Genomic DNA, 26,889 nt, shown 5'->3' on the forward strand with positions numbered 1-26,889 from the left:
CACCCCCTTGCATCTGTCTCCGACAATGACCGATACCGCACCCGCCCAAGACGAAAACAGCCTGATCGCCGAACGCCGCGGCAAGCTGGCAGCATTGCGCGCGCAGGGCCCGGCGTTCCCCAATGACTTCCGCCGCAGCGACTATGCCGGCGACCTGCAGGCCGAATACGCCGACGCCGGGAAATGGACCGGCGAGGCACTGGAAGCGCAGGGCCGCCGCGTCGCCATCGCCGGGCGCATGGTCGCCAAGCGGCTGATGGGCAAGGCCGCGTTCGGCCGGCTGCGCGATGTCAGCGGCGACATCCAGCTGTTCCTGCAGGCATCCGCACTGGGCGAGAGCTTCGATGCATTCAAGGGCTGGGACGTGGGCGACATCGTCGCCGCCGAAGGCGTGCTGATGCGCACCCGCACCGGCGAGCTGTCGGTGCGCGTCGAAAACCTGCGGCTGCTGACCAAGTCGCTGCGCCCGCTGCCGGACAAGTGGCACGGGCTGGCCGATGTCGAGCAGCGCTATCGTCAGCGCTACGTCGATCTGATCGTCAATCCCGAAGCGCGCGAGGTATTCCTGGCGCGCTCGCGGATCATCAGCGCGATGCGCCGCTGGCTGGACGCGCGCCGTTTCCTGGAAGTGGAAACGCCGATGATGCATTACATCGCCGGCGGTGCCACCGCGCGTCCGTTCGTCACCCATCACAATGCGCTGGATCTGGACCTGTACCTGCGCGTGGCGCCGGAGCTGTACCTGAAGCGGCTGGTGGTCGGCGGTTTCGAGCGGGTCTACGAAATCAACCGCAACTTCCGCAACGAAGGCGTCTCCACCCGCCACAACCCCGAGTTCACCATGCTCGAGCTGTACGAGGCGCATGTCGCCTACGGCGAGATCATGAACCTGACCGAGGCGCTGATCCGCCACGTCGCCGAGGACGCGATGGGCCGCACCCGCTTCGAGTGGGATGGCCACGAGATCGACCTCGCGCCTGCATTCCGCCGCTGGAAGATGGAAGACGCGGTGCGCGAGTTGAACCCGGAAATCAGCGCCGCCGACTGCCGCGACCGCGACGCGCTGGCCGCGCATTGCGCGCGCCTGAAGATCCCGGTCAAGCCGGACTGGGGCTGGGGCAAGCTGCTGCTGGAAATCTTCGAAGCCACGGTGGAAGAGGGCCTGATCCAGCCGACCTTCATCACCCATTACCCGGTCGAAGTCTCGCCGCTGGCCCGCGAATCCGACGACGCCCCCGGCATCACCGACCGCTTCGAGCTGTTCATCGGCGGCAAGGAAATGGCCAACGGCTTCTCCGAACTGAACGACGCCGAAGACCAGGCCGCCCGCTTCCGCGCCCAGGCCGCCGCCAAGGATTCCGGCGACCTCGAAGCCATGCACTACGACGCCGACTACATCCGCGCACTGGAAGTCGGCCTGCCCCCCACCGGCGGCCTCGGCATCGGCATCGACCGCCTGGTCATGCTGCTGACCGGCAGCAGTTCGATCCGGGATGTGCTGTTGTTTCCTTATATGAAACCGAAAGGCGAGTAGTGAGGGGAGAGGAGTGAGGAGTGAGAGGTGGTTGATTCAGCAACGCGGCTGGCTGACACGAACTTGGAATGCTTACCCGCCGGATGAAATCCGACCGTTCTCACTCTGCTTGAAAGCAGGACACATCCCTGCTTTCTCTCACTTCTCACTTCTCTGCACTCACTCCTCGCTCTTCCCGCACATGAGCCCACTAGAGGCTACGAGTGCCGCACACCTAAACGAAGCCGCACCCGCTCTCTCTCACTCCTCACTCCTCTGCACTCACTCCTCGCTCCTCGCTCCCTCATCCTCGCAACTCGCGCCGCAAAATCTTCCCCACATTGGTCTTCGGCAGTTCGTCGCGGAATTCGACGAAGTGGGGGCGTTTGTAGCCGGTGAGGTTTTCGCGGGCGTAGGCCTTGATTTCGTCTTCGGTCAGGGAGGGGTCTTTCTTGACCACGACCACCTTGACCAGTTCGCCGGATTTTTCGTCGGGGACGCCGACGGCGGCGACTTCGGCGATCTTGGCCATGGCCGAGAGCACGTCTTCGACTTCGTTGGGGTACACGTTGAAGCCGGAGACCAGGATCATGTCCTTCTTGCGGTCGACGATGTAGACGTAGCCAGTGGCTTCGATCCGCGCCATGTCGCCGGTGTGCAGCCAGCCTTCGGCGTCCATGACCTTGGCGGTTTCGTCATCGCGCTGCCAGTAGCCCTTCATTACCTGCGGGCCCTTGACGCACAGCTCGCCCACGGCCTCGCCGTCCATCGGCAGCGTGGTGCCATCCTCGTCCTTGATGCACACGTCGGTGGACGGGATCGGCAGGCCGATCGAGCCGTTGTATTCGGGCAGGTCCAGCGGGTTGATGCACACCGCCGGCGAGGTTTCGGTCAGGCCGTAGGCTTCGGCCAGGGTGCAGCCGGTCAGCTTCTTCCAGCGTTCGGCGACCGAGCGCTGCACCGCCATGCCGCCGCCCAGGGTGAGCTTCAGTGCGGAGAAATCCACCTGCTCGAAACCCGGCGTGTTGAGCAGGCCGTTGAACAGGGTATTGACCCCGGTGATCGCGGTGAAGCGGTGCTTTTTCAGCTCCTTGACGAAGCCGGGCATGTCGCGCGGGTTGGTGATCAGCACGTTCTTTGCGCCCAGCTCCATGAACACCAGACCGTTCGCGGTCAGCGCGAAGATGTGATACAGCGGCAGCGCGGTGATGATGGTTTCCTTGCCGTCCTGCGCGTTGTCGGCGATCCACGCGCGCGCTTGCATCATGTTCGCCACCAGATTGCGGTGGGTCAGCATCGCGCCCTTGGCCACGCCCGTGGTGCCGCCGGTGTACTGCAGGAAGGCGAGGTCATCGCCCTTGACTTCGACCTTGGGCGGCGGCGCCTGATTGCCGCGTGCCAGTGCATCGCGGAAACGGATCGCACCGTCGATGTGATAGGCCGGTACCATCTTCTTCACGTGCTTGACCACGAAATTGACCAGTGCGCCCTTGAGTCCGCCCAGCAGGTCGCCAAGGCCGGTGGTGACGACGTGCTTGACCGAGGTGTCCTTGATCACCTCGGCCAGGGTGTGGCCGAAGTTGTCGATGATGACGATGGCGGTGGTGCCCGAATCGATCAGCTGGTGGCGCAGCTCGCGCGCGGTGTACAGCGGATTGACGTTGACCACGGTCAGGCCGGCACGCAGCACGCCGAAGGTGGCGATCGGCTGCTGCAGGCAGTTGGGCATCATGATCGCCACGCGATCGCCCTTGGCCAGGCCCAGGTCATTGCGCAGGAAGGAGGCGAACTGATCGGCCATGCGATCCAGCTCGTCATAGGACAGGTCGCGACCCATGCAATGGAACGCGGTCTGGCCGCGGAAGCGATCGATCGAACGGCCGACCACGGCATTGATCGAGTCGTAGCTGTCCGGGTCGATGGTGGCGGGAACGCCTTTGGGATAGTGCTCAAGCCAAGGACGTTCAATGCTCATCAGGTTCCCCTTTCAGTATGCGGTACATGGATGGAAAACACGGTCACGACAGCGACCATACCCGAGGGATTGGAGCATGTTGCGGCAAGCCAGGGCAAGGCATGTCGTTCTTGCATTGCAGCATCGCAGGCACGAATGCGGCTTCCCAAGTGGCCGGTGAGCACGCAGACTCGGGCTTCCAGGGATGCCACGGGAGATGCGAGGCAATGATGCGACGGGCGTTGATGGCGCTGCTGGCGGCAGGCGTGCTCATGCTGGCTGCGGGCTGCCGCAAGCCGGACGAAGAGCAGCGCCTGCGGCAACAGGTCGCCGTGTTGCAGGAGGCGATCACCACGCGCGAGGCCGGCACGCTGAACGAGGTGTTGGCGGAGAACTTCGTCGGTCCGGACGGCATGGATCGGCGCGAAGCACGGCGCCTCGCCGCCGCGATGTTCCTGCGCCATCGCGACATCACGCTGCGCAGCGGGCCGCTGGACGTTGAGATGCAGGGCGAGGACAGCGCCCGGGTCGCCACCACGGTCTGGGTCAGCGGGGGCAGCGGCGGTCTGCTGCCGGAACAGGCCCAGCTGTATCGCTTCGACAGTGGCTGGCGATTGCAGAAGGGTCAGTGGCGCCTGGTCAGTGCGCAGTGGCAGCGGGCCGGCGACGGCGAATAGCCACGATCAAACTGCTGCAACGACAACGCGGGCCGGATGGCCCGTTCAATCGCGGACTCCACACCACGCCCGCGACCGCCTCCTTGGCGGCAGTCGCGGGCAATCGCATCAGGCCGTGCCGGCGGCGAGCTCGCGCAGCACGTATTGCAGCAGGCCGCCATGGCGGAAGAAATCGACTTCCTTCGGCGTCAGCAGCAGCACATCGACCTCGAAACTCGTGCCCGAGCCATCACCGCGGCGTGCAGTGACGGTCGCGCTGCGCGCCTTGCCATCGTCGAGTCCACTGATGTCGATCACTTCGCTGCCATCCAGGCCATGGGTCTGCGCGTTTTCGCCGGTCTTGAACTGCAGCGGCAGCACGCCCATGCCGACGAGGTTGGAGCGGTGGATGCGTTCGAAGCTTTCGGCAATCACCGCCTTGACCCCGAGCAGGTTGGTGCCTTTGGCCGCCCAGTCGCGGCTGGAGCCGGTGCCGTATTCCTTGCCGGCCATCACCACCAGCGGCACGCCGTCGGCCTTGTATTTCATCGCCGCATCGTAGATCGCCAGTTCCTCGCTGCCGCCATCGGCATCGAAATGCCGCGTGTAGCCGCCTTCGGTGCCGTCCAGCATCAGGTTCTTGATGCGGATGTTGGCGAAGGTGCCGCGCACCATCACGTCGTCATTGCCGCGGCGCGAACCGTAGCTGTTGAAGTCGGCCGGCTGCACGCCGCGCGAGATCAGGTAACGGCCCGCCGGCGAGTCGGGCTTGATGCTGCCGGCCGGGCTGATGTGGTCGGTGGTGATGGAATCACCGAACAGGCCGAGGATGCGCGCGCCCTTGATGTCTTCGATCGCCGCGACGTCCATCGTCATGCCGTCGAAGTAGGGCGGGTTCTTGATGTAGGTGGAATCATCGCTCCAGGCGAACAACTGGCCCTGCGGCACCTCGATGCTGTTCCAGCGGGTATCGCCCTGGAACACGTCGGCATAGTTTTGCTCGAACATCTCCGGACCCAGGGTCGATGCGATCAGATCACCGATTTCCTTGTTGCTCGGCCAGATGTCGCGCAGGAACACCTCGTTGCCGTCCGCATCCTTGCCGATCGGCTCGCGGGTGAGGTCGATGTCCACGCTGCCGGCGATGGCATAGGCCACCACCAGCGGCGGGCTGGCGAGGTAGTTCATCTTCACCTCGGCGTGGATGCGGCCCTCGAAGTTGCGGTTGCCCGAGAGCACCGCGGCGACGGCGAGGTCGTTTTCGGCGATGCCCGCACTGACCGCCTGCGGCAGCGGCCCGGAGTTGCCGATGCAGGTGGTGCAGCCATAACCGACCACGTAGAAGCCGAGCTTTTCCAGATCGTCCAGCAGGCCGGCCTTCTTCAGGTAATCGGTGACCACCAGCGAACCGGGGCCGAGTGACGTCTTCACCCACGGCGCGGCCTTGAGCCCCTTGGCGGCGGCCTTGCGTGCCAGCAGGCCTGCGCCGATCATCACCGCCGGGTTCGAGGTGTTGGTGCAGGAGGTGATCGCGGCGATCACCACCGAACCGTCGCTGAGGTGGTGCTCGCCATCGTCGAGGCGGATCTTCGAAATCGGCTTGGCGGCCAGCTGCTCGGCCTGTTCCTGGTCGCCGCCTTCGCTGTCGAGCTCGTTCACCGCGCAGCCCACGCCCTTGCGGTTGCTGGTGAAACTTTCGACGTTGTCGCGGAAGTTGCGCTGCATGTCGGCCAGCAGCACGCGATCCTGCGGCCGGCGCGGGCCGGCCAGCGAGGGCTGCACACTGCCCATGTCCAGGTGCAACTCGGCGCTGTAGCGCGCCACGGGACTGTCGGCGTCATGCCACAGGCCCTGCGCGCGGGCATAGGCTTCGACCAGTTCGATCTGCTCGGCCGGGCGGCCGGACAGGCGCAGGTAGTTCAACGCTTCGGCATCGATCGGGAAGATGCCGCAGGTGGCGCCGTATTCCGGCGACATGTTGGCGATGGTGGCGCGGTCGGCCAGCGGCAGATGCTGCAGGCCCTCGCCGAAGAATTCGACGAACTTGCCGACCACGCCATGCTTGCGCAGCATCTGGGTCACGGTCAGCACCAGGTCGGTGGCGGTGGCGCCTTCGGGCAGCCGGCCGCTCAGCTTGAAGCCGACCACCTCCGGGATCAGCATGGAAGAGGGCTGGCCCAGCATCGCCGCCTCGGCCTCGATGCCGCCCACACCCCAGCCGAGCACGCCCAGGCCGTTGATCATGGTGGTGTGGCTGTCGGTGCCGAACACGGTATCGGGGAAGGCGAACAGCTCGCCCTCGAGTTCGCGTTGCATCACCACCCGCGCCAGGTACTCCAGGTTGACCTGATGCACGATGCCGGTGTTCGGCGGCACCACCTTGAAGTTCTCGAATGCGCTCTGGCCCCAGCGCAGGAAGCCGTAGCGCTCGCGGTTGCGCTCGAATTCGATCTGCCCGTTGAGGTCCAGCGCGTCACGGCGGCCGAACACGTCGACCTGCACCGAGTGGTCGATGACCAGTTCGGAAGGAATCAGCGGGTTGATCCGCGCCGGGTCGCCGCCGAGCTGCCTGACCGCATCACGCATCGCGGCAAGATCGACCACGCAGGGAACGCCGGTGAAGTCCTGCAGCACCACGCGCGCCGGCATGAAGGCGATCTCGGTCTGCGACTCGGAGCCGGGCTGCCATTCGGCCAGCGCCTGGATATGCCCGGCATCCACGCTGCGCCCGCCATCCTCGTGGCGCAGCAGGTTTTCCAGCAGGATCTTCATCGAGAAGGGCAGGTCGGCGACCCCGGGGAAACGCTCGGCCAGCCTGGGCAGGCTGAAGAAATGGACCTCCCGTCCGTTGACGTTCAGGCGGTCGCGGGTGGCGAAGGAATCCTGCATGACATGCTCCTCTGGGCTGGGCCGGCGCGGGCCGTGGCGAATGCCTGCCAGTGTGCGCCAAGCCCTGTTACGCCAGCGTGTTCAGCGCGGTGAAGGCAGCGCGTGCGCGGCTGCCTGAATTCGCAGTCCCGCTTGGGTATGGGTCATCAAGTATGTATAATTGATGCATACCTTTTGAGGCCGACACCATGGAAGCCATCGTTGCCGAACGCGGCCAGATCACCCTGCCCAAGCCGGTGCGTGACGCGCTGGGCTTGACCAAGGGCACCGTGCTCAAGGTCGAGCTGGATGGTGGCAGGATCGTGCTGCGCAAGGATGTCAGCGAGGCGCTGCGCAAGGTGCGCGGCAAGTTCCGCCTGGTCGATGGCCTGAGCAGCACCGACGAGGCCATGCGCGAGCTGCGTGGCCGCGCCCCGGACGATCCGGTGGAGCCATGATCGCGCTTGATTCCTCGGTGCTGCTGGACATCCTGATCGACGATCCGCGGCATTCGGCCAGTTCCGAGCGCTGCATCGCCGACGCGCTGGCGCACAACGAAGTGGTGGTCTGCGAAGTGGTGGTGGCCGAAGTGCAGGCAATGCTGGATACCTCGACCAGCCTGGTCGAGGTGCTCGCCGGCACCGGCATCCGCTTCGATGCCATCAGCGATACCGCGGCCATGCGCGCCGGTCACATGAACAAGCGATTCCGCAGCCGCGGCGGCCGCCGCGAGCGCGCGGTGCCCGATTTTCTGATCGGCGCCCATGCCCTGTTGCAGTGCAAGGGCCTGATCACCCGCGACGCGGGCTTTTACCGCGACTACTTCAAGGGGTTGAAAGTGATCAGCCCCGCAAGCCCCTGATACCCGCAACACCGCATGTCCAAGGAGAACACCATGCTTGCCAGTTACCGCCAACACGCCGCCGAGCGCGAAGCCCTCGGCATCCCGCCGCTGCCGCTGGACGCCGAGCAGACCGCGGCGCTGATCGAGCTGATCAAGAACCCGCCGCAGGGCGAGGGCGAGTTCCTGCTGGAGCTGCTCAGCCAGCGCGTGCCGGCCGGCGTCGACGAGGCGGCCATGGTCAAGGCGTCGTATCTGGCCGCGGTCGCCTTCGGCAAGGAATCCACCCCGCTGATCTCGCGCAAGCAGGCGGTGGAGCTGCTCGGCACCATGCTCGGCGGCTACAACATCCAGCCGCTGATCGAGCTGCTGGACGATGCCGAGCTCGGCCCGGTGGCCGCCGATGCGCTCAAGCACACCCTGCTGATGTTCGACGCCTTCCATGACGTCAAGGCCAAGGCCGATGCCGGCAACGCCAACGCCAGGGCGGTGCTGCAGAGCTGGGCCGACGGTGAATGGTTCACCAGCCGCCCCGAGCTGCCCGAGTCGCTGACCATCACCGTGTTCAAGGTGCCGGGCGAAACCAATACCGACGACCTGTCGCCGGCGCCGGATGCGACCACGCGCCCGGACATCCCGCTGCACGCGCTGGCGATGCTGAAGAACAAGCGCGACAACGCGCCGTTCGTGCCGGAGGAAGACGGCAAGCGCGGCCCGATCCAGCTGATCCGCGAGCTCAAGGAAAAGGGCCACCTGGTCGCCTATGTCGGTGACGTGGTCGGCACCGGCTCCAGCCGCAAGTCGGCCACCAACTCGGTGCTGTGGTGGACCGGCGAGGACATCCCGTTCATCCCCAACAAGCGCTTCGGCGGCGTGTGCCTGGGCGGCAAGATCGCGCCGATCTTCTACAACACCATGGAAGACGCCGGCGCGCTGCCGCTGGAAATCGACGTCTCCGACATGAACATGGGCGACGTGGTGGAACTGAAGATCGACCACGCCAGCGGCAAGGTCACCGCATTCAAGGACGGCCAGCCGATTGCCGAATCGCAGCTCAAGTCCGACGTGCTGCTGGACGAGGTGCGCGCCGGCGGCCGCATCCCGCTGATCATCGGCCGCGGCCTCACCGCCAAGGCGCGTGAAGCGCTGGGGCTGGAACCTTCGACCCTGTTCCGCCTGCCGCAGAACCCGGCCGACAGCGGCAAGGGCTACACCCTGGCGCAGAAGATGGTCGGCCGCGCCTGCGGCCTGCCGGAAGGGCAGGGCATCCGTCCGGGCACCTATTGCGAGCCGAAGATGACCTCGGTCGGTTCGCAGGACACCACCGGGCCGATGACCCGCGACGAACTGAAGGACCTGGCCTGCCTCGGCTTCTCGGCCGATCTGGTGATGCAGTCGTTCTGCCACACCGCGGCCTATCCCAAGCCGGTCGACGTCAAGACCCACCACACCCTGCCGGACTTCATCTCCACCCGCGGCGGCATCTCGCTGCGTCCGGGCGACGGCATCATCCACAGCTGGCTCAACCGCATGCTGCTGCCGGATACCGTCGGCACCGGCGGCGACTCGCATACCCGCTTCCCGGTCGGCATTTCCTTCCCCGCCGGCTCCGGCCTGGTGGCCTTTGCCGCCGCCACCGGGGTGATGCCGCTGGACATGCCCGAATCGGTGCTGGTGCGCTTCAAGGGCAAGCTGCAGCCGGGCGTGACCCTGCGTGACCTGGTCCACGCGATCCCGCTGTACGCGATCAAGCAGGGCCTGCTGACGGTGGAGAAGCAGGGCAAGAAGAACGTGTTCTCCGGCCGCATCCTCGAAATCGAGGGCCTGCCGCAGCTCAAGGTGGAACAGGCCTTCGAACTGGCCGATGCCTCCGCCGAGCGTTCCGCCGCCGGCTGCACGGTGAAGCTGGACAAGGAACCGATCATCGAATACCTCAACAGCAACATCACCCTGCTCAAGTGGATGATTGCCGAGGGCTATGCCGACGCGCGTTCGCTGCAGCGTCGGATCGAGAAGATGGAAGCCTGGCTGGCCGACCCGCAGTTGCTGGAAGCCGATGCCGACGCCGAATACGCGGCGGTCATCGAGATCGACCTGGACGAGATCGTCGAGCCGATCGTGTGCTGCCCGAACGACCCGGACGATGCCAAGACCCTGTCCGACGTGGCCGGTGCCGCGATCGACGAGGTGTTCATCGGCTCGTGCATGACCAACATCGGCCACTTCCGTGCCGCGGCCAAGTTGCTGGAAGGCAAGCGCGACATCCCGACCCGCCTGTGGGTCGCCCCGCCGACCAAGATGGACGAAGCCGAACTGACCAAGGAAGGCCATTACGCCACCTTCGGCACCGCCGGCGCGCGCATGGAAATGCCCGGCTGCTCGCTGTGCATGGGCAACCAGGCGCAGGTTCGCGAAGGCGCCACGGTGATGAGCACCAGCACCCGCAACTTCCCCAACCGCCTGGGCCGCAACAGCAACGTGTACCTGGGCTCGGCGGAACTTGCCGCGATCTGCTCGCGCCTTGGCCGCATCCCGACCCGGGAGGAATACCTGGCCGACATCGGCGTGGTCAACGAGAAGGGCGAGGAGATCTACCGCTACATGAACTTCGACCAGATTCCCGAGTACCGCGAAGTCGCCGACAAGGTGCAGGCCGCCTGATCGGGCGCACCCGGCTTGGCCCCCACACGCCCCGCCTTTGCGGGGCGTGTGCGTTTGCTGGCGTCTGCCGACATCAGGGGCGCGACCGCGGCAAGCACCGCAGCCACGCGTTCATCCATTGCGGCTACACTGAGGGTTGCTGAATACGGATAGGGGGGATACATGGCACTGCTGGTCTGGACACCGGATCTCGACACCGGCATCGAGAAAATCGATACGCAGCACAAGAAAATCGTCGAATACATCAACCAATTGCATGACGTGCAGCAAACCGGGGATCGCGCCGAAGTGCTGGAAGTGATGGAAGGCCTGGTCAATTACACGGCCACCCATTTCGCCGAGGAAGAGGCGATGCTGGTCGAAGCCGGTTACGAGCTGACCGAGACCCACAAGGGCGTGCATGAACGGTTCGTGGACAAGGTCAGCAAGCTGTTCGCCGATCATGCCGCCGGCAAGGACACTGCGGAGGAGCTGCTCAACCTGCTCGAGGGCTGGCTGTTCACCCATATCCGCATCAACGACATGGCCTACGTCGAGACGGTCAAGGCCAAGGGCTTCTGAGCCACTGCCGCTGCCGGCGCGGCGGACTCACTCCACCGTCGCCAGCAGCTCGGCAATCGCGCGGCGCATGTCGCGGCGCTTGAGCAGCAGGTCCCACTGGCTGCCACCCATCTGCCGCCACAACACCACCGAGCGCAGTCCGGCCAGCAGCAGGGCGCGGATTTCCGCCACCACATCCTCGCGGCCGAGGTAGTGCGGATTGCCCTGGATCATCACCTTGGGCTTGAGCGGGCTCAGATGGCGCGCATAGATCGCGCCCAGCTCGCGCAGGATGTCGGGATGGGTGGAGCCATCCGTGCGTGCATGCGTCGCCAGCCGCTCGATGGCATCGCGCACACCGTCCACTGCATCCGGCGCACGGTCGAAATGCCGCTCCAACTGCATCAGCGCCAAGGTCAGTTTGGGCACCTGCGCATCGGGTGCGGCACCGCCAAGGTAACCATTGAGCGCACGCAGGCCATCGGCCAGCGGTTCGACACCGCCATAGACATCGGCAACGGAAGCGGCATCGGTACGGAACACGCTGTCGATCGCGGTCTGCAGGCGGCGCTGATCGACGCGGCCGTTCTCGGCGAGGTGACGCACCTCCTGCAGGGCCAGCACCAGGCCGGCCAGTGGCATCACGCGTTGTGGCATCGATTGCGCATTCATTCGCTTGCGGAGACTCCTTGCGGGGTTTGAAGCAGGGCCTGGAAGTGGGGGCGTTGCAACGGCGCATCGCAGCTTGCGATGACCGCACCGCCCAGACATTCATCGCCACGATAGAGCACCAGCGATTGCCCCGGCGTGACCGCGCGTTGCGCTCGCGCAAACTCCACCAGCACGCTGCCATCGGCACGCACGCTGACCTGGCAGGGCTCCTCGTGCTGGCGATAGCGGGTCTGCGCGGTGCACTCGAATTGCGCTGCCGGCGCACTGTCGGCGATCCAGTGCATCGGCTCGGAGAGCAGGCGAGTGGAGTACAGCCATGGGCTGTCCGCGCCCTGGTCGACGATCAACACGTTGCGCGCCACATCCTTGCCCACCACGTACCAGGGCGCCGCGGCACGGCCACGCACGCCGCCGATGGCGAGGCCACCGCGCTGACCGAGGGTATGGAAGAACACGCCGTCGTGCTCGCCGAGCACGACGCCTTGCGGGTCGCGGATCTCACCCGGCTGCATCGGCAGGTACTGGGCGAGGAAGGTCTTGAAATCGCGCTCGCCGATGAAGCAGATGCCGGTCGAATCCTTCTTTTCCGCGGTCGCGAAGCCGGCTTCGGCGGCCAACGCGCGCACCCGCGACTTGGGCAGATCTCCCAGCGGAAAGCGCGTGGCCGCCAATTGCTGCTGGCCGAGCTGGTGCAGGAAGTAGCTCTGGTCCTTGTCCCGGTCCACGCCGCGCAGCAGGCGCTGGCGTCCATCCTGCTCGTCACGCCGGGCGTAGTGCCCGGTGGCGATGAACTGCGCGCCCAGCTCCTGCGCGGCATCGAGAAAATGCTTGAACTTGATCTCGCGATTGCACAGCACATCGGGATTCGGCGTGCGCCCGGCGGCGTATTCGTCGAGGAAATGGCGGAACACGCCATCCCAGTATTCCTGCGAGAAGTCGCGGAAGTGGATCGGGATGCCGAGGCGGCCACACACCGCGACCGCGTCACGCCGGTCCTCCTCGGCGCGGCATTCGCCACTGCCGTCATCGGCCCAGTTGTGCATGAACAGGCCGGCGATCGGCTCACCGGCCTGCTGCAACAGCAGCGCGGCGACCGACGAATCCACGCCGCCGGACATGCCGACGATGGTGCGTGCCGGCTTCACGCCAATTGCCGCACCAGATCCAGCGGATGCTGGTGTCCGCACAGCCAGTCCTCGACCACCTGCCATACCAGCGGGCTGCGGTGGCGCGCCGCTTCGGCCTTCAGTTCTTCCGGACTCAGCCATAGCGCACGCACGATGCCGGTATCCAGCTCGCGCTCCGCATCGAAGCCCTCGGGCTCGCCGCAGAAAGTGAAGCGCAGGTAATGTCGCCCCCCGCTGCCGTCCGGGTTGAGCGGTGCACGCCACTGGTAGGCACCGACAAAGCCGGTCAGGCGCACGTCCCAGCCGGTCTCCTCGCGCGCCTCGCGCACGGCGGCCTGCTGCAGGCTCTCGTCGGGCTCGAGGTGTCCGGCGGGCTGGTTGATCACCAGCTGCCCGCCGGCCTTCTCCTCGACGCACAGCAGGCGACCATCACGCACCACCACGGTGGCGACGGTCACATCCGGCTGCCAGAAACGTCCTTCGCGGTAGCTCACTCAGAACTCATCCTTGCCGGGGGTCAGCTCGGCCTCGATCGCATCGGCCGAAGCCACCGCTGCGGCAAGGGCGGCCTCCAGTACCGCCTTGTCGGCATCGGCCGGGATGCGGATGACATAGATCGCGTGGCCCTGACTGATGCTCCAGCCGCCAAGCTTGTCCATCCAGCTGGCCTCGAGCAGGCGCCGGCCCACCGCGGCCGGCAGCTCGCCGTCGACCAGCCGGTAACCGGGCGACCAGATTTCACGCACCTGGTAGTCCATGAACTTCTCGACGGCGGAGCGTATGAATACCAGCTGCGTGCGTTCACCTGCGTCGTCCACGCTGAACACCAGGCGGTAGTCGCCATCGTCATCCACCTGGTGCTTGTAATCGAGCACTTTCAACTGGGCGGCGATGGCGGGATCGGCGCCGGACTTGGCGTCATCCTGGCTGGCCACTGCGGGCAGTGCCACAGCCACGCCAAGCAACAGCCCGACAATGCAGCGCATATAGGTATTCATCGAGTGCTCCGGTGAGGGGTTGCCGGCCATTATCGATTGCGGCGGCGGCAGGCGTCCATCGTTGCGCGATCTATAATGAGGGGATGAATCCGCATCCTTGCGTCCGGCTGCACGGTGCCCTGCCGGGTGATGAGCATCCCGCGCACGAGGAAGGTCATGGCGTGGCAGTGGAAGTGGCCAGGCCGCGCCTCGCGCGACCGCCGCTGTACACCGTTCTGCTGCTCAATGACGATTACACCCCGATGGATTTCGTAGTCGAGGTGCTGATGCAATTCTTCGCCATGGGCGAAGAGCAGGCCACCCAGGTCATGCTGCACATCCACACCCGCGGGCGCGGCGTATGCGGCGTGTTCACCCGTGAAGTGGCCGAATCCAAGGTCGCGCAGGTGAACGAATTCTCGCGCATGCACCAACATCCGCTTCTATGCACGATGGAAAAGGCCTAATCTCGACCCCATAACGGTTGCAGTACCGCTTTTTGGGGCATGCCCATGTTTTCCAGGGATCTCGAACACTCGATCCATCGTTCCTACCAGCTGGCCCGCCAGGCACGGCATGAGTACATGACCGTGGAACATCTGCTGCTGGCGCTGCTGGACGACCCTGCGGCGCAGGAAGTGCTGCATGCCTGCGGTGCCGACCGCGACCGCCTGCGTGCCGACCTCGAACAGGGTATTGCCGAGTCGGTCAACGTGCTGGCCGAGGACGATGGCCGCGATACCCAGCCGACCATCGGTTTCCAGCGCGTGCTGCAGCGCGCGGTCTACAACGTGCAGGCTTCCGGGCGCAAGGAAGTCACCGGGGCCAATGTGCTGGTGGCGATCTTCGGCGAGAAGGACTCGCTGGCGGCGTATTTCCTCGGCCAGCAGGACGTGACCCGGCTCGATGTCGTCAACTACATCTCGCACGGCATTTCCAAGCTGGCCGATGGCGAGGCTGCCGCGCAGCCGGTGGCGGGCGAGGGCAGCGAGGAAGCTGGCGGCGAATCCGGCAAGGGCGATCCGCTGGCCGAATACACCACCGATCTCAACGCCGCCGCGCGCGAGGGCCGCATCGACCCGCTGGTCGGCCGCGGCGAGGAAATCGAGCGCACCATCCAGGTGCTGTGCCGCCGACGCAAGAACAACCCGCTGTACGTGGGCGAAGCCGGTGTGGGCAAGACCGCGCTGGCCGAGGGTCTGGCCAAGCGCATCGTCGATGGCGAGGTGCCGCAGGTGCTGGCCGATGCGACGATCTATTCGCTTGACCTCGGTGCGCTGGTCGCCGGCACCAAGTACCGCGGCGATTTCGAAAAGCGCCTGAAGGCGGTGCTCAAGCGGCTGGGCGAGGTTCCGCATTCGATCCTGTTCATCGACGAAATCCACACCATCATCGGTGCCGGCTCGGCTTCGGGCGGAGCGATGGATGCCAGCAACCTGATCAAGCCGATGCTGGCCTCGGGCGAGTTGCGTTGCATCGGCTCGACCACGTTCCAGGAATACCGCGGCATCTTCGAGAAGGACCGCGCGCTGGCGCGCCGCTTCCAGAAGATCGACGTCACCGAGCCGACCGTCGGCGAGGCGGTGGAGATCCTGCGCGGGCTCAAGCCCAAGTACGAGGAGCACCATGCGGTGCGCTATGCGGATGACGCGATCCAGGCCGCGGTCGATCTCTCGGTCAAGCACATCCACGACCGCCTGCTGCCGGACAAGGCGATCGACGTGATCGACGAGGCCGGCGCACGCCAGCGCCTGCTGGAGGAAGACCAGCGCAAGTCGCTGATCGACGTCGAGGAAATCCAGACCATCGTGGCGAAGATGGCGCGCATCCCGGCCAAGCAGGTCAGCCATTCGGACAAGGACGTGCTGCAGCACCTGGAGCGCAACCTGAAGATGGTGATCTTCGGTCAGGATCCGGCGATCGAAACCCTGGCCGGGGCGATCAAGCTGGCGCGCTCGGGGCTGGCCAACCCGGACAAGCCGATCGGCAGCTTCCTGTTCGCCGGCCCCACCGGCGTGGGCAAGACCGAAGTCACCCGCCAGCTGGCGATGCAGCTGGGCATCGAGCTGGTGCGCTTCGACATGAGCGAATACATGGAGCCGCACTCGATCAGCCGACTGATCGGCGCGCCGCCGGGTTACGTCGGCTTCGACCAGGGCGGCCTGCTGACCGAGAAGGTGGTCAAGACCCCGCACTGCGTGCTGCTGCTGGACGAAGTGGAAAAGGCGCATCCGGACATCTTCAACATCCTGCTGCAGGTGATGGATCGCGGCGTGCTGACCGATACCAATGGCCGCGAAGCCAACTTCCGCAACGTGATCCTGGTGATGACCACCAATGCGGGCGCCACGCTGGCCTCGCGACGCAGCATCGGTTTCACCCGCCAGGACCACAGCACCGACGCGATGGAAGTCATCCGCAAGTCGTTCACGCCGGAGTTCCGCAACCGCCTGGACGCGGTGGTGCAGTTCCAGCCGCTGGCGATGGAGCACATCCTGCGCGTGGTGGACAAGTTCATGATCGAGCTGGAAACCCAGCTGCAGGACAAGCAGGTCACCCTGACTGCGAGCAGCGAGGCGCGCGAATGGCTGGCACGCCACGGCTTCGATCCGCAGATGGGCGCGCGCCCGATGGCTCGCGTGATCCAGGAACAGATCAAGCGCCCGCTGGCCGACGAACTGCTGTTCGGCGAGCTGAGCGAGGGCGGTCACGTGCAGGTGGAGGTGGTGGACGATGCCCTGCGTCTGGACGTGCAACCGGCCGCGTCCAGCCCGGCCGAGCCGGCGCTGGCGGAGCAGGATTGAGGCCCGCGCGGTGCGGCCTTGCAGGAACGAAAAAGGCGGCCCGAGGGTCGCCTTTTTCAGTGTGCGGGATGTGCGCTGAGCCGCACCGTGCAGTGCGCTCGCGCCAACCTCAGCGGTGGCGGTAGGTGATGCGGCCCTTGGTCAGGTCGTAGGGCGTCATTTCCACCTTGACCCGGTCACCGGTCAGGATGCGGATGTAATTCTTGCGCATGCGCCCGGAAATGTGCGCAATGATCTCGTGCCCGTTCTCGAGCTTCACCCGGAACATGGTGTTGGGAAGGGTTTCGCTGATGGTCCCTTCGAACTCGATGACGTCGTCTTTTGCCATAACCACTTCTTCAAGCGCGTTGCGCGCGGTAACGGGATATTGTACCGCTTGCGGACAGCCACAAGCAAAATGCGCGCGCGTGTTCAGGCCGGGTTGGCAAGCTCCGAAGCCGGCATCTCGTCGAACGCGGCACGCCAGGGGCCCTGTGGCCCGGGCAAGGCGCACAGTCGCCGCACCTCGCCGATGAAGGCCTCGCGCGGCATCGTGCCGCCGCCCATCGACAGCAGATGCGGGTTTTCCACCTGCGCATCGATCAACGGCATGCCCTGTCGCTGCAACCAGCGGCCGAGGCCCGCCAGCGCCACCTTGGAGCCGCCGGATTCGGCCGAGAACATCGACTCGCCGAAGAACATGCGGCCGATCGCCACGCCGTAGATGCCCCCGACCAGGCGTTCGCCATCGAACACTTCCAGCGAATGGGCATGGCCGAGCGCATGCAGGCGCGAATAGGCATCGCGCATCTGCGCGCTGATCCAGGTGCCGTCCTGGCCAGGGCGCGGCGCTTCGGCGCAGGCGGCGATCACCGCGTCGAAGGCGGTATCGGCGCGCAGCCGCCAGCGACTGGAGCGCAAGCGGCGGCGGAAGCGGGTGGACAGGCGGATGCCGTCGCTGGGCAGCACCATGCGCGGATTCGGCGACCACCACAGGATCGGCTCGCCCTCGGAAAACCACGGGAACACGCCATGCGCATAGGCATTGAGCAGGCGCACGGGCGAGAGATCACCGCCGACCGCGAGCAGTCCGTTGGGCCGTCGCAGCGCCTGCTGCACGGACGGGAACGGCGCGGCCGGATCATCCGGCAACCAGGGCAGGGCAATGTTCATGACGGCGGCGTGCCAGCCGCATCGACCGCAAGCGGGTCGGCATCCGCCTTGAATGGCGAGCGCCCGGCCAGATGTCCGGCGTAACGCCGCACCGCGCCGCGTTCCTCGGCGCACCAGGCTGCCAGGGCGGGGCGGAAGCGCGGATCGGCGATCCAGTGCCGGCTGCGCACGATTCGCGGCAGGAAGCCGCGGGCCAGCTTGTGCTCGCCCTGTGCACCCGGCTCGAAATGGTGCAGCCCATGGCTCAGGCAGTAATCGATGGCCTGGTAGTAGCAGGTTTCGAAATGCAGCCCCGGCAGCCGCAGATCACTGCCCCAGTAGCGCCCGTACAGGCGATCGCCGCCGCGCAGGAACAGCGCGCCGGCAACGGTGCGACCTTCCATCTCGGCAAGGATCAGCAACAGATTGCGCGGCATCGAGCGTGCCAGCCGCCGCAGGAACTCCAGGGTCAACGCCGGCGAATTGCCGTACTCGGCAAAGGTGCGCAGGTAGAAGCGGTGCATCGCGGCAAGCTCCTCGTCACTCGCCTCGTCACCGTGCAGGTGGCGGAAGCGCACGCCGGCCTGCGCCACCTTGCGCCGCTCGGCGCGGATGTTCTTGCGATGCTTGTGGTCCATGGCGGCGAGGAAGTCATCGAAGCAGTGCCATCCGGCTGCGTTGTGCCAGTGGTACTGCACGTCCTCGCGCAACATCCAGTCGTCACCGAAGGCGGCATCCTCGGCCTCGGCATGGAAGTTGACGTGCACCGAGGACAGCGCCTGCTGCCCGGCAAGTCGCGTCATCGCCTGCGCCAGCAATGCACGCAGGGCAAGGTCGGACGCGAGCAGGCGCGGGCCGGTGACCGGCGAGTAGGGCACCGCGCACAGCCATTTCGGGTAGTAGTCCAGCCCGTGTTCGGCATAGGCCCGTGCCCAGGCATGGTCGAACACGAACTCGCCATGCGAATTGGCCTTGAGGTACATCGGCGCTGCGGCCAGCAACGTGTCGCCGTGGCAAAGCAGCAGGTGATGCGGCGTCCAGCCCCAGTCCTCGCGCAGGCTGCCGCTGGCTTCCAGCGCATCGAGAAAGGCATGGGCAAGGAACGGGTTGTTGCCATCGTGCAACGCATCCCATTGCGCGGCCGGCACCTCGGCGATGTTCCCGAGCAGGCGCAGCCTCAGGTCATTTGCGGGCGCGTCGAGTGGGTCGGCGGCGCTCACAGCAGGCGCAGCAGGGCGTGCAGCAGCAGGCCGGCAAGGCCGCCGATCATGGTGCCGTTGAGGCGGATGAACTGCAGGTCGCGGCCGACCGAGATCTCGATCTCGCGCACCATCTCGCGGGTATCCCAGGCTTCCACGGTCTGGCGGATATAGCCCGGCGCGACCTTGCGCAACTGTTCGGCCAGGTGCTCGGCGGCGATGCGCATTTGCGCGTTGGCCGCCTGCTGCCACACCGGGTCTTCGCGCAGGCGGCGGCCAAGACGTTCGGCATAGCTGCGGAAATAGGCGAAGGTGCGCGAATCGGCGCTGGCCAGATCCGCGTGCAGCCACGCGAGCATCCGCGTCCACAGGTCGCGCGCATAGTCCTGCACCAGCGGGCTGTGCACGAAACGCTGCTTCCAGGCATCGACCTGGGCACGGAACTCGGCATCGTCTTCCAGCCGTTCCAGCAGGCGCATCGCTTCGCGGCTGTAACGCTGGCGCAGCGGGTGCTCGGGGGTGTTCAGCACCGCCTGCACTTCTTCCAGGATCGCCCGCGCCAGCTTTTCCGACAGCGCCACGCCCAGCTCGTCGGTGTAGTTGAGCTTGTCGGTCAGCCAGGTGATCTTGGGGAATTCGCGCCGCGCCATCGCCACCAGCTTGTCGGTGATGAAGGCGCGCACCTCGGGCTTGTCCAGCCACTGCGCGATCTGCTCAAGGCCGGCGTTGAGCACCTTCTGGTGATGCTGGCCGCCGGTCAGCGCGCGGGTCAGGCGTGCGGCGGTGGAGGCGGCGTCCCATCGCAGCAGTTGCCGGTGCACCAGCGCCAGCACTTCGCGTTCGAGCACCGGCGAATCCAGCGACTTCATCGATTCCGCGGCCCAGCCCTGCAATTGCCGGGCAAGCTGGTCACGGCGCTCAGCATCGCCGAGGAACTCGCCCAAGTGCCGCGCCGGGTTCCACGCATCCAGACGTCTGAGCAATTGCTCGCGCGACAGGAAGTTGTTGACCAGAAACTCGCCCAGCGCGTCGGCCAGGCGCGCCTTGTTGTTGGGAATGATCGCGGTATGCGGGATCGGCAGACCCAGCGGGTGGCGGAACAGCGCCACCACCGCGAACCAGTCGGCCAACGCGCCGATGGTGGCGGCCTCGGCGAACGCCGCCACCCAGGCCCACGCGCCTTCGCGGCCATGCCATTGCGCCAGCACCAGCAGCGCCACCGCGCCGAGCAGGAAGCCCAGCGCGATCGCCTTCATCCGTTTCAGGCGGCGGATGCGGTGCTGATGGTTCATCGGCCCGCAGCATGCCTGCGGGCAGGTTCAGCCCGCGTCATTGCTCAGCCCTGCGACTCCAGCCAGCGCTCGGCGTCCAGCGCGGCCATGCAGCCGAAGCCTGCCGAGGTGATCGCCTGGCGATAATGCTGGTCGGTCACGTCGCCGGCGGCGAACACGCCCGGCACCGAGGTCATGGTGGCATTGCCTTCCAGACCGGAGCGGATTTCCAGATAGCCGTGATCCATCTTCAGCTGGCCATCGAAGATCTGCGTGTTGGGGTGGTGGCCGATGGCGACGAACATGCCGTGCACGGCGATTTCCCGGCTGCCGCCGTCCTGCGTCGATTGCAGGCGCAGGCCGGTGACGCCGGCCTCGTCGCCGAGCACTTCCTCGACCGTGTGATGCCAGATCGGCACGATCTTGCCGGCCTCGACCTTGGCGAACAGCTTGTCCTGCATGATCTTTTCCGCGCGCAGGGTGTCGCGGCGGTGCACCAGGTACACCTTGCTGGCGAGGTTGGACAGGTACAGGGCCTCCTCGACCGCGGTATTGCCGCCGCCGATCACCGCCACCTCCTTGTCCTTGTAGAAAAAGCCGTCGCAGGTGGCGCAGGCGGACACGCCGCGGCCCTTGTAGTGCTCTTCCGAGGGCAGGCCGAGGTACTTGGCGGTGGCGCCGGTGGCGATGACCAGTGCGTCGGCGGTGTATTCGCCGGCATCGCCCTTGAGCCGGAACGGACGCTGCGACAGGTCCGCGGTGTGGATCTGGTCGATCACCACCTCGGTATCGAAGCGCTCGGCATGCGCCTGCATGCGCTCCATCAGCGCCGGGCCCATCAAGCCGTGGGCATCTCCGGGCCAGTTGTCCACCTCGGTGGTGGTCATCAATTGACCGCCGATGGCCATGCCGGTGATCACCACCGGCTTGAGGTTGGCACGCGCGGCATACACCGCGGCGGTCCAGCCGGCCGGACCGGAACCGAGGATGAGCAGGCGACAATGCTTGGGAGTGGGGCTGGTCATGGTGGCTATACTTCAACCGTTGCGGGAGAACGAAGCCTCATAGTGTACGGCGCGGAGCGGATCGGGCGGGTATCGCCGCCTGTGCGTGGTCGGGTGGCCGGGCAGGGCATGACGCCAGCCCGTTTCCTGCACTGCAGCGGCATGGCGCAATGGAACTCGCAGCGAAGTTGTTTATAATCAACAAATTACAAGATTCACTTAAGGTAAAACCACACGGTGGCAATCCCCAAGCCGGATATCCGCAAGCGGCGCAGCCGCAGTACCGCCAAGGCCGCGCGCGCGGCCAACCCGCGTCGCACGCAGCTGATGCGCGATCTGATCATGATCGCGCTGGCGCCGTTCCTGCTCTACCTGCTGGCCGCGCTGATCAGCTATTCGCCGCAGGATCCGGGCTGGTCGCGTGCCGGCAGCGTGACCGCGCCGCTGCACAATTTCGGTGGCCCGGTCGGCGCATGGCTGGCCGACATGCTGATCTATCTGTGCGGCTATGTCGCCTTCGTGCTGCCGTTCCTGCTCGGCGCGGTGGCGTGGATTGCCCTGTTCAAGATGGACACTGACGGCGACGGCCAGGCCGATCTCGGCCCCGCGCTGCGCCTGCTCGGCCTGTTCGCCTTTCTTATCGCCAGCGTCGGCCTGCTGCAGCTGCATTTCCCGCAGGTTGCCGACTTCTCCGCCGGCGGCGGCGGCATCCTCGGCCGCCTGGTCGGCGATTCGCTGAGCCGGCTGTTCGGGCCGATGGGCGGACATCTGTTCCTGCTGGCCCTGCTGATGATCGCGGTGACCCTGGCGACTGGCCTGTCGTGGTTCGCGGTGATGGACTGGATCGGCGCGCAGGTGCTGAAACTGCCCGAGCTGATGCGTCGCGGACAGAAGCAGGCAGCGGACTGGAACGAAGCGCGCAATCTGCGCGAGCAACGCAACGAAGCGCGCAAGATCGACAGCCAATTGCGTGCCCGCCGCGAGCCGGTGAAGATCGAGCCGCCCGCGGCGCCGGTGGTGGAGAAGAGCGAACGCGCCAAGCGCGACCAGCAGATTCCGCTGTTCAGTGGTGGCGAGCCGGGCGCTTTGCCGCCGCTGGCGCTGCTGGACGATCCCAAGCCGCAGCCGAAGGGCTATGACGAGAAGACGCTGGAGGCACTGAGCCGGCAAATCGAGTTCAAGCTGCGGGATTTCCGCATCGAAACGCAGGTGGTCGGTGCCTATCCGGGCCCGGTCATCACCCGTTTCGAAATCGATCCCGCTCCGGGAGTCAAGGTCAGCCAGATTGCCTCGCTGGACAAGGACATCGCCCGCGGCCTGTCGGTGAAATCGGTGCGCGTGGTCGACGTGATTCCCGGCAAGTCGGTGATCGGACTGGAAATCCCCAATACCAGCCGCGAGATGATCTACCTCTCAGAGTTGCTGCGCTCGCGCGAGTACGACAAGGCCGGCAGTGCACTGACCCTGGCTTTGGGCAAGGACATCGCCGGACGACCCACGGTGGCCGACCTCGCACGCATGCCGCACCTGCTGGTGGCCGGCACCACCGGCTCGGGCAAGTCGGTGGCGATCAACGCGATGGTGCTGTCGCTGCTGTACAAGGCCAGCCCCAAGGACGTGCGCATGTTGATGATCGACCCGAAGATGCTCGAATTGAGCGTCTACGAGGGCATCCCGCATCTGCTGGCGCCGGTGGTCACCGACATGGCGGAAGCCGCCAACGGCCTGCGCTGGTGCGTGGTCGAGATGGAGCGCCGCTACAAGCTGATGAGCGCGGTCGGCGTGCGCAACCTGGCCGGGTTCAACAAGAAGGTGCGCGAGGCCGCCGACAGCGGCCAGCCGATCCTCGACCCGCTGTTCAAGCCCTCGGGAGTGCCCGACGAAGCGCCACAGCCGCTGGAGCCGCTGCCGTACATCGTGGTGTTCATCGACGAATTCGCCGACATGATGATGATCGTCGGCAAGAAGGTCGAGGAACTCATCGCCCGCCTGGCGCAGAAGGCGCGTGCCGCCGGCATCCATCTGATCCTTGCCACCCAGCGCCCCTCGGTGGACGTGATCACCGGCCTGATCAAGGCCAACATCCCGACCCGCATCGCGTTCCAGGTTTCCAGCAAGATCGACTCACGCACCATCCTCGACCAGGGCGGCGCGGAAACCCTGCTCGGCCACGGCGACATGCTGTACATGCCACCGGGCACCTCGATGCCCGAACGCGTGCATGGCGCCTTCGTCAGCGATGACGAGGTGCACCGCGTGGTCGAGCACCTCAAGGCCGGGGCAGGGGAGCCGGAATACATCGAGGGTGTGCTGGAAGAAGTGCAGACCATGCACGATGGCACCGTGATCGGCGCCACCGGCCTGCCCGAAGCGCCAGCCGCCTCGGGCGACGAATCCGACCCGTTGTATGACGAGGCGGTGCGTGTGGTCACCGAAACCCGGCGCGCTTCGATTTCCAGCGTGCAGCGACGGCTCAAGGTCGGCTACAACCGTGCCGCCCGGCTGGTCGAAGCGATGGAGGCCGCGGGCGTGGTGTCGCCGCCGGAGCACAATGGCGACCGCACCGTGCTGGCGCCGCCACCGCCGCGCGACTGAGCCGCCTCCAGGCTGAACGGGCGAGGCGGGCAGAGCCGCTTTCAATCCCCCATTCATCATCCTCATCGCAGACTCGAGCCATCGCCCCAGACGTTCCGGGAGAGCCGCATGAAAACCCGCATCACCGTCCTTGCCATGGCCCTCGCGGCCGCCAGCCCGATGGCCTTCGGCCAGGAGGCCCGCGCCCAGCTCGATGCCTTCACCGCCGGGCTCAAGTCGCTCGAAGGCGGCTTCACCCAGCAGGTGTTCGACCAGAAGGGACGACTCAAGGAATCGTCCTCGGGCAAGGTGTCGATGTCCGCGCCCAACCTGTTCCGCTGGCAGTACGTCAGTCCGTACCAGCAGCTGATCGTCGCCGATGGCAGCAGCGTGTGGATCTACGAGCCGGATCTGGAACAGGTCAGCCGTCGGCCGCAGGGGGCGGAAGAGGAATCCAGCCCGCTGGCGGCACTGATCGACCGCAGCCGGCTGGATCGTCAATTCAACGTGGCCGAAGCCGGCAGCGAGAACGGCATGCACTGGCTGCAGCTGACGCCCAAGGCGCAGGCCGGCGCCAGCTTCGACGAGGCGCGGCTGGGCTTCAACCAGCGCGGCCTGGCCAAGGTGGTGATCACCGATGGCCTGGGCCAGCGCACGGAAATGAACTTCGGCACCTGGAAGCGCAATACCCGCATCGCCGCTTCGCAATTCCGCTTCACCCCGCCCAAGGGCGTGGACGTGATCGGCCAGTGAGCGCCATCGCGCACGTGGATTGACCCCAGGGGCGGCTTAGGCCGCCCTTGTTGCATCGGGGTTCAGCCCCAGCGGCTTGCGCTCACGCCTCCTAGACGAGCTGCCGCCGAGACTCGATGCAACACCAGCAATTCGTTTCTCCACGCCCAATCCGCCCATGGATCGCTTCGCACCGCTGCTTACCACGGCCCTTGGCCTTGCCGCGCTCAGCCTCGGCATGGGGCAGGGCAGTGCACCGGTGGCGGGTGTGGACCGCAACGACGGCATCGAAGTGGTCAGTGCCCAGCCGATCCGCGCCCATGCGCAGCCGCTGAGCCGTGAACAGGGCCTGGAAGCGGCGGAAATCTCCATCGCCGGTGCGGTGCTCGGCATGTTGCGCGAGCAGTTCGATGATTCGCGCGTGGAGATCCGCATCCAGACCCTGGTGCTTGAAGAGGTCAGCGCGCGTGATCGCGAAGCTGAAGGCAGTGGCCTGCTGAAGATCGGCGACGATGTGGACTGGCTGCCGTTCCGCTATGTCAGCCTGTACGACACCCAGACCGGCAGTGCCAGCTGGGCCCGCGTCACCCTGGGCGCCCACGACCGTACCGCCTCTCGACTGGACGAGAATGATCCGCTGGCCGAAGAACTGCGCCGCGAGGCCGAAGCGCGCTTGGCGCGCGAGTTCCCGCAGCAGCACGTGGCACTGAACCTGGCCGACGTGCGCCTGAGCTCGACCGGCACGCGTTACCAGCGCGTGCTGGCCGAAGGCAGTGCACGCTTCGACCGCGATCAGCATGCCGCCGCCGCCGTGGACGGGCTGTACGACCCGGCCAGTCGCCGCTGGCTGCGCGTGGATTGCGAACTCGGCGCCGCCGCGATGCCGGCCCCTTGAGCGGCTTCGCAGGACGGCAGCGATCGCCGATACTTGACGCGTGGCCAGACGTCCCGACTCCCCACCGTTGACCGCCGATCTGCTCGCCACCGGCGATGCCGATGCCATGCGCCCGCTGGCCGAGCGCATGCGACCGCGCAGCCTTGACGAGATGGTCGGCCAGCGCCGCTTGCTGGGGCAGGGCAGTGCGCTGCGCCGGGCGATCGAGGCCGGCCGCGTGCATTCGATGGTGCTGTGGGGCCCGCCCGGTTGCGGCAAGACCACGCTGGCGCTGTTGCTGGCGCAGTATGCCGATGCCGAGTTCATCGCGATCTCCGCGGTGATGTCCGGCCTGCCCGAAGTGCGCAAGGTGCTGGCCGAAGCCGAGCAGCGTTTCCATTCCGGTCGCCGCACCGTGCTGTTCGTGGACGAGGTGCATCGCTTCAACAAGGTGCAACAGGATGCCTTCCTGCCGCATATCGAGCGCGGCACCATCCTGTTCATCGGCGCGACCACGGAAAACCCGTCGTTCGAGCTCAATTCGGCCTTGCTCTCGCGCTGCCGCGTGCACGTGATGGAAGCGGTCGCCGCCGAGGACATCCGCCAGGCCTTGCAGCGCGCACTGGAAGACGCGGAACGTGGCCACGGCGGGCGCGGCATCCGGATTGCCGACGAGGATCTGCAGGCGATTGCCGCGGCTGCCGATGGCGATGTGCGTCGCGCGCTGACCCTGCTGGAAATCGCCGCCCAACTGGTGGGCGAGGGCAGCGTGGATGCAGACCGGCCGGTCGGGCGCGAGCTTATCGAGCAGGTGCTGGCCGACCGCAGCCGCCGCTTCGACAAGGGTGGCGAGCAGTTCTATGACCAGATCAGCGCGCTGCACAAGTCCGTGCGCAGTTCCAACCCGGATGCCGCGCTGTACTGGTTCGCACGCATGCTCGACGGCGGCTGCGACCCGATCTACCTGGCCCGGCGCCTGACCCGCATGGCGGTCGAGGACATTGGCCTGGCCGATCCGCGCGCGCTGGCGATGGCGACCGAAGCCTGGGATGCCTACGACCGGCTCGGCTCGCCCGAGGGCGAGCTGGCCTTGGCCCAGGTGGTGATCTATCTCGCCAGTACCGCCAAATCCAATGCCGCCTACATGGCCTACAAGCAGGCCGTGCGCGATGTGCGCGAATATGGCACCCAGGAGGTGCCGATGCATATCCGCAACGCACCGACCCGGCTGATGAAGGACCTGGGCTACGGCAAGGGCTACCAGTACGACCATGACGCCGACGGCGGCATCGCACTGGAGCAGACCGGCTTTCCCGATGCCATGGGCGAGCGCGTGTACTACCAGCCCGTCGCGCGTGGGATGGAGATCAAGCTGAAGGAAAAACTCGATGCCCTGCGCAGCGCGCGCGAAGCCGCGCGCAACCAAGGCACGACGGACTGACAGCCGCCACGGAGCTGGGGACGCCTTCGGCGCAACTCACGCTTCATACC

At 66.2% G+C, this 26,889-nt stretch carries 23 protein-coding genes; 12 read left to right on the forward strand and 11 right to left on the reverse strand.

The window, feature by feature from the left end; translation table 11 throughout:
* Positions 1-25 precede the first annotated feature (25 nt).
* Positions 26-1,534 carry a lysine--tRNA ligase gene (lysS, locus tag ACW11F_RS03000; RefSeq protein ID WP_456995430.1) on the forward strand — a complete coding sequence of 503 codons (1,509 nt, stop codon included), beginning with the start codon at positions 26-28 and terminating at the stop codon, positions 1,532-1,534.
* Between the two features lie 283 nt (positions 1,535-1,817).
* Here the strand turns inward: lysS and ACW11F_RS03005 are convergent, their stop codons facing one another.
* Positions 1,818-3,488, reverse strand: a complete 1,671-nt coding sequence (locus ACW11F_RS03005; RefSeq protein ID WP_456995431.1) for an AMP-binding protein — start codon at positions 3,486-3,488, stop codon at positions 1,818-1,820.
* A 209-nt stretch (positions 3,489-3,697) separates the two neighbouring features.
* On the opposite strand from ACW11F_RS03005, the gene ACW11F_RS03010 reads away from it, so the two are divergent.
* The gene (locus tag ACW11F_RS03010) at positions 3,698-4,144 is read left to right on the forward strand and encodes a nuclear transport factor 2 family protein (protein WP_456995432.1); all 447 of its coding nucleotides are present in this window, start codon (positions 3,698-3,700) and stop codon (positions 4,142-4,144) included.
* A gap of 108 nt (positions 4,145-4,252) precedes the next feature.
* Here the strand turns inward: ACW11F_RS03010 and acnA are convergent, their stop codons facing one another.
* A complete protein-coding gene (gene acnA / locus ACW11F_RS03015) occupies positions 4,253-7,012 on the reverse strand; it encodes an aconitate hydratase AcnA (RefSeq protein WP_456995433.1) in 2,760 nt (919 codons plus the stop codon).
* 188 nt (positions 7,013-7,200) lie between these two features.
* Here acnA and ACW11F_RS03020 point away from each other — a divergent pair, with 188 nt between their 5' ends.
* From ACW11F_RS03020 to ACW11F_RS03035, 4 genes are all read left to right on the forward strand, one after another.
* Entirely contained in the window at positions 7,201-7,449 is a 249-nt protein-coding gene (locus tag ACW11F_RS03020) for an AbrB/MazE/SpoVT family DNA-binding domain-containing protein (protein WP_456995434.1), read from the forward strand.
* Complete coding sequence (locus ACW11F_RS03025; RefSeq protein ID WP_456995435.1) at positions 7,446-7,853, forward strand: type II toxin-antitoxin system VapC family toxin; 408 nt, start codon at positions 7,446-7,448, stop codon at positions 7,851-7,853. The genes ACW11F_RS03020 and ACW11F_RS03025 overlap by 4 nt, the downstream gene beginning before the upstream one ends.
* A 33-nt stretch (positions 7,854-7,886) precedes the next feature.
* Positions 7,887-10,493, forward strand: coding sequence for a bifunctional aconitate hydratase 2/2-methylisocitrate dehydratase (gene acnB / locus ACW11F_RS03030; protein WP_456995436.1), 2,607 nt, complete (start codon positions 7,887-7,889; stop codon positions 10,491-10,493).
* Between the two features lie 162 nt (positions 10,494-10,655).
* Positions 10,656-11,054 (forward strand): bacteriohemerythrin, encoded by a 399-nt coding sequence (locus ACW11F_RS03035; protein WP_456995437.1) that lies wholly within the window; start codon positions 10,656-10,658, stop codon positions 11,052-11,054.
* A 27-nt stretch (positions 11,055-11,081) separates the two neighbouring features.
* Here the strand turns inward: ACW11F_RS03035 and hflD are convergent, their stop codons facing one another.
* The 4 genes from hflD to ACW11F_RS03055 are packed head-to-tail and all read right to left on the reverse strand — an operon-like array spanning position 11,082 to position 13,830.
* Complete coding sequence (gene hflD / locus ACW11F_RS03040; protein WP_456995438.1) at positions 11,082-11,705, reverse strand: high frequency lysogenization protein HflD; 624 nt, start codon at positions 11,703-11,705, stop codon at positions 11,082-11,084.
* Entirely contained in the window at positions 11,702-12,850 is a 1,149-nt protein-coding gene (mnmA, locus tag ACW11F_RS03045) for a tRNA 2-thiouridine(34) synthase MnmA (RefSeq protein ID WP_456995439.1), read from the reverse strand. Before mnmA ends, hflD begins: the two co-directional genes overlap by 4 nt.
* The gene (locus ACW11F_RS03050; protein WP_456995440.1) at positions 12,847-13,326 is read right to left on the reverse strand and encodes an NUDIX hydrolase; all 480 of its coding nucleotides are present in this window, start codon (positions 13,324-13,326) and stop codon (positions 12,847-12,849) included. Before ACW11F_RS03050 ends, mnmA begins: the two co-directional genes overlap by 4 nt.
* Positions 13,327-13,830 carry a hypothetical protein gene (locus ACW11F_RS03055; protein ID WP_456995441.1) on the reverse strand — a complete coding sequence of 168 codons (504 nt, stop codon included), beginning with the start codon at positions 13,828-13,830 and terminating at the stop codon, positions 13,327-13,329. It abuts the gene before it with no gap.
* Positions 13,831-13,913: 83 nt separating this feature from the next.
* Between ACW11F_RS03055 and clpS the strand changes: the two genes are divergently transcribed.
* Together clpS and clpA are read left to right on the forward strand one after the other, a co-directional pair.
* Entirely contained in the window at positions 13,914-14,276 is a 363-nt protein-coding gene (gene clpS / locus ACW11F_RS03060; protein ID WP_456995442.1) for an ATP-dependent Clp protease adapter ClpS, read from the forward strand.
* A gap of 45 nt (positions 14,277-14,321) precedes the next feature.
* A complete protein-coding gene (clpA, locus tag ACW11F_RS03065) occupies positions 14,322-16,613 on the forward strand; it encodes an ATP-dependent Clp protease ATP-binding subunit ClpA (protein ID WP_456995443.1) in 2,292 nt (763 codons plus the stop codon).
* 109 nt (positions 16,614-16,722) lie between these two features.
* Here clpA and infA read toward each other — a convergent pair whose 3' ends face one another.
* The 5 genes from infA to trxB form a co-directional block, all read right to left on the reverse strand.
* Complete coding sequence (gene infA / locus ACW11F_RS03070) at positions 16,723-16,941, reverse strand: translation initiation factor IF-1 (protein ID WP_028839405.1); 219 nt, start codon at positions 16,939-16,941, stop codon at positions 16,723-16,725.
* 83 nt (positions 16,942-17,024) lie between these two features.
* The gene (aat, locus tag ACW11F_RS03075; RefSeq protein ID WP_456995444.1) at positions 17,025-17,765 is read right to left on the reverse strand and encodes a leucyl/phenylalanyl-tRNA--protein transferase; all 741 of its coding nucleotides are present in this window, start codon (positions 17,763-17,765) and stop codon (positions 17,025-17,027) included.
* Positions 17,762-18,925 carry a GNAT family N-acetyltransferase gene (locus ACW11F_RS03080; protein ID WP_456995876.1) on the reverse strand — a complete coding sequence of 388 codons (1,164 nt, stop codon included), beginning with the start codon at positions 18,923-18,925 and terminating at the stop codon, positions 17,762-17,764. The genes aat and ACW11F_RS03080 overlap by 4 nt, the downstream gene beginning before the upstream one ends.
* A 35-nt stretch (positions 18,926-18,960) precedes the next feature.
* Complete coding sequence (locus ACW11F_RS03085; RefSeq protein ID WP_456995445.1) at positions 18,961-20,235, reverse strand: DUF445 domain-containing protein; 1,275 nt, start codon at positions 20,233-20,235, stop codon at positions 18,961-18,963.
* A gap of 44 nt (positions 20,236-20,279) precedes the next feature.
* Complete coding sequence (gene trxB / locus ACW11F_RS03090; protein ID WP_456995446.1) at positions 20,280-21,239, reverse strand: thioredoxin-disulfide reductase; 960 nt, start codon at positions 21,237-21,239, stop codon at positions 20,280-20,282.
* 216 nt (positions 21,240-21,455) lie between these two features.
* Here trxB and ACW11F_RS03095 point away from each other — a divergent pair, with 216 nt between their 5' ends.
* From ACW11F_RS03095 to ACW11F_RS03110, 4 genes are all read left to right on the forward strand, one after another.
* The gene (locus ACW11F_RS03095) at positions 21,456-23,813 is read left to right on the forward strand and encodes a DNA translocase FtsK (protein WP_456995447.1); all 2,358 of its coding nucleotides are present in this window, start codon (positions 21,456-21,458) and stop codon (positions 23,811-23,813) included.
* 108 nt (positions 23,814-23,921) lie between these two features.
* On the forward strand, positions 23,922-24,545 hold the full coding sequence (lolA, locus tag ACW11F_RS03100; protein ID WP_456995448.1) for an outer membrane lipoprotein chaperone LolA: 624 nt from the start codon (positions 23,922-23,924) through the stop codon (positions 24,543-24,545).
* A gap of 157 nt (positions 24,546-24,702) precedes the next feature.
* A complete protein-coding gene (locus ACW11F_RS03105; RefSeq protein ID WP_456995449.1) occupies positions 24,703-25,419 on the forward strand; it encodes a hypothetical protein in 717 nt (238 codons plus the stop codon).
* A gap of 106 nt (positions 25,420-25,525) precedes the next feature.
* Complete coding sequence (locus tag ACW11F_RS03110) at positions 25,526-26,839, forward strand: replication-associated recombination protein A (RefSeq protein ID WP_456995877.1); 1,314 nt, start codon at positions 25,526-25,528, stop codon at positions 26,837-26,839.
* The last annotated feature ends 50 nt before the right edge of the window (positions 26,840-26,889 follow it).

Source organism: Luteimonas sp. e5, assembly GCF_054031035.1.

Bases quoted from the DNA above. Each gene is read 5' to 3' on its own strand.
- lysS (WP_456995430.1), top strand. From the start codon at position 26: ATGACCGATACCGCACCCGCCCAAGACGAAAACAGCCTGATCGCCGAA.
- ACW11F_RS03005 (WP_456995431.1), bottom strand. From the start codon at position 3,488: ATGAGCATTGAACGTCCTTGGCTTGAGCACTATCCCAAAGGCGTTCCC.
- ACW11F_RS03010 (WP_456995432.1), top strand. From the start codon at position 3,698: ATGCGACGGGCGTTGATGGCGCTGCTGGCGGCAGGCGTGCTCATGCTG.
- acnA (WP_456995433.1), bottom strand. From the start codon at position 7,012: ATGCAGGATTCCTTCGCCACCCGCGACCGCCTGAACGTCAACGGACGG.
- ACW11F_RS03020 (WP_456995434.1), top strand. From the start codon at position 7,201: ATGGAAGCCATCGTTGCCGAACGCGGCCAGATCACCCTGCCCAAGCCG.
- ACW11F_RS03025 (WP_456995435.1), top strand. From the start codon at position 7,446: ATGATCGCGCTTGATTCCTCGGTGCTGCTGGACATCCTGATCGACGAT.
- acnB (WP_456995436.1), top strand. From the start codon at position 7,887: ATGCTTGCCAGTTACCGCCAACACGCCGCCGAGCGCGAAGCCCTCGGC.
- ACW11F_RS03035 (WP_456995437.1), top strand. From the start codon at position 10,656: ATGGCACTGCTGGTCTGGACACCGGATCTCGACACCGGCATCGAGAAA.
- hflD (WP_456995438.1), bottom strand. From the start codon at position 11,705: ATGAATGCGCAATCGATGCCACAACGCGTGATGCCACTGGCCGGCCTG.
- ACW11F_RS03055 (WP_456995441.1), bottom strand. From the start codon at position 13,830: ATGAATACCTATATGCGCTGCATTGTCGGGCTGTTGCTTGGCGTGGCT.
- clpS (WP_456995442.1), top strand. From the start codon at position 13,914: ATGAATCCGCATCCTTGCGTCCGGCTGCACGGTGCCCTGCCGGGTGAT.
- clpA (WP_456995443.1), top strand. From the start codon at position 14,322: ATGTTTTCCAGGGATCTCGAACACTCGATCCATCGTTCCTACCAGCTG.
- infA (WP_028839405.1), bottom strand. From the start codon at position 16,941: ATGGCAAAAGACGACGTCATCGAGTTCGAAGGGACCATCAGCGAAACC.
- aat (WP_456995444.1), bottom strand. From the start codon at position 17,765: ATGAACATTGCCCTGCCCTGGTTGCCGGATGATCCGGCCGCGCCGTTC.
- ACW11F_RS03085 (WP_456995445.1), bottom strand. From the start codon at position 20,235: ATGAACCATCAGCACCGCATCCGCCGCCTGAAACGGATGAAGGCGATC.
- trxB (WP_456995446.1), bottom strand. From the start codon at position 21,239: ATGACCAGCCCCACTCCCAAGCATTGTCGCCTGCTCATCCTCGGTTCC.
- lolA (WP_456995448.1), top strand. From the start codon at position 23,922: ATGAAAACCCGCATCACCGTCCTTGCCATGGCCCTCGCGGCCGCCAGC.
- ACW11F_RS03105 (WP_456995449.1), top strand. From the start codon at position 24,703: ATGGATCGCTTCGCACCGCTGCTTACCACGGCCCTTGGCCTTGCCGCG.
- ACW11F_RS03110 (WP_456995877.1), top strand. From the start codon at position 25,526: ATGCGCCCGCTGGCCGAGCGCATGCGACCGCGCAGCCTTGACGAGATG.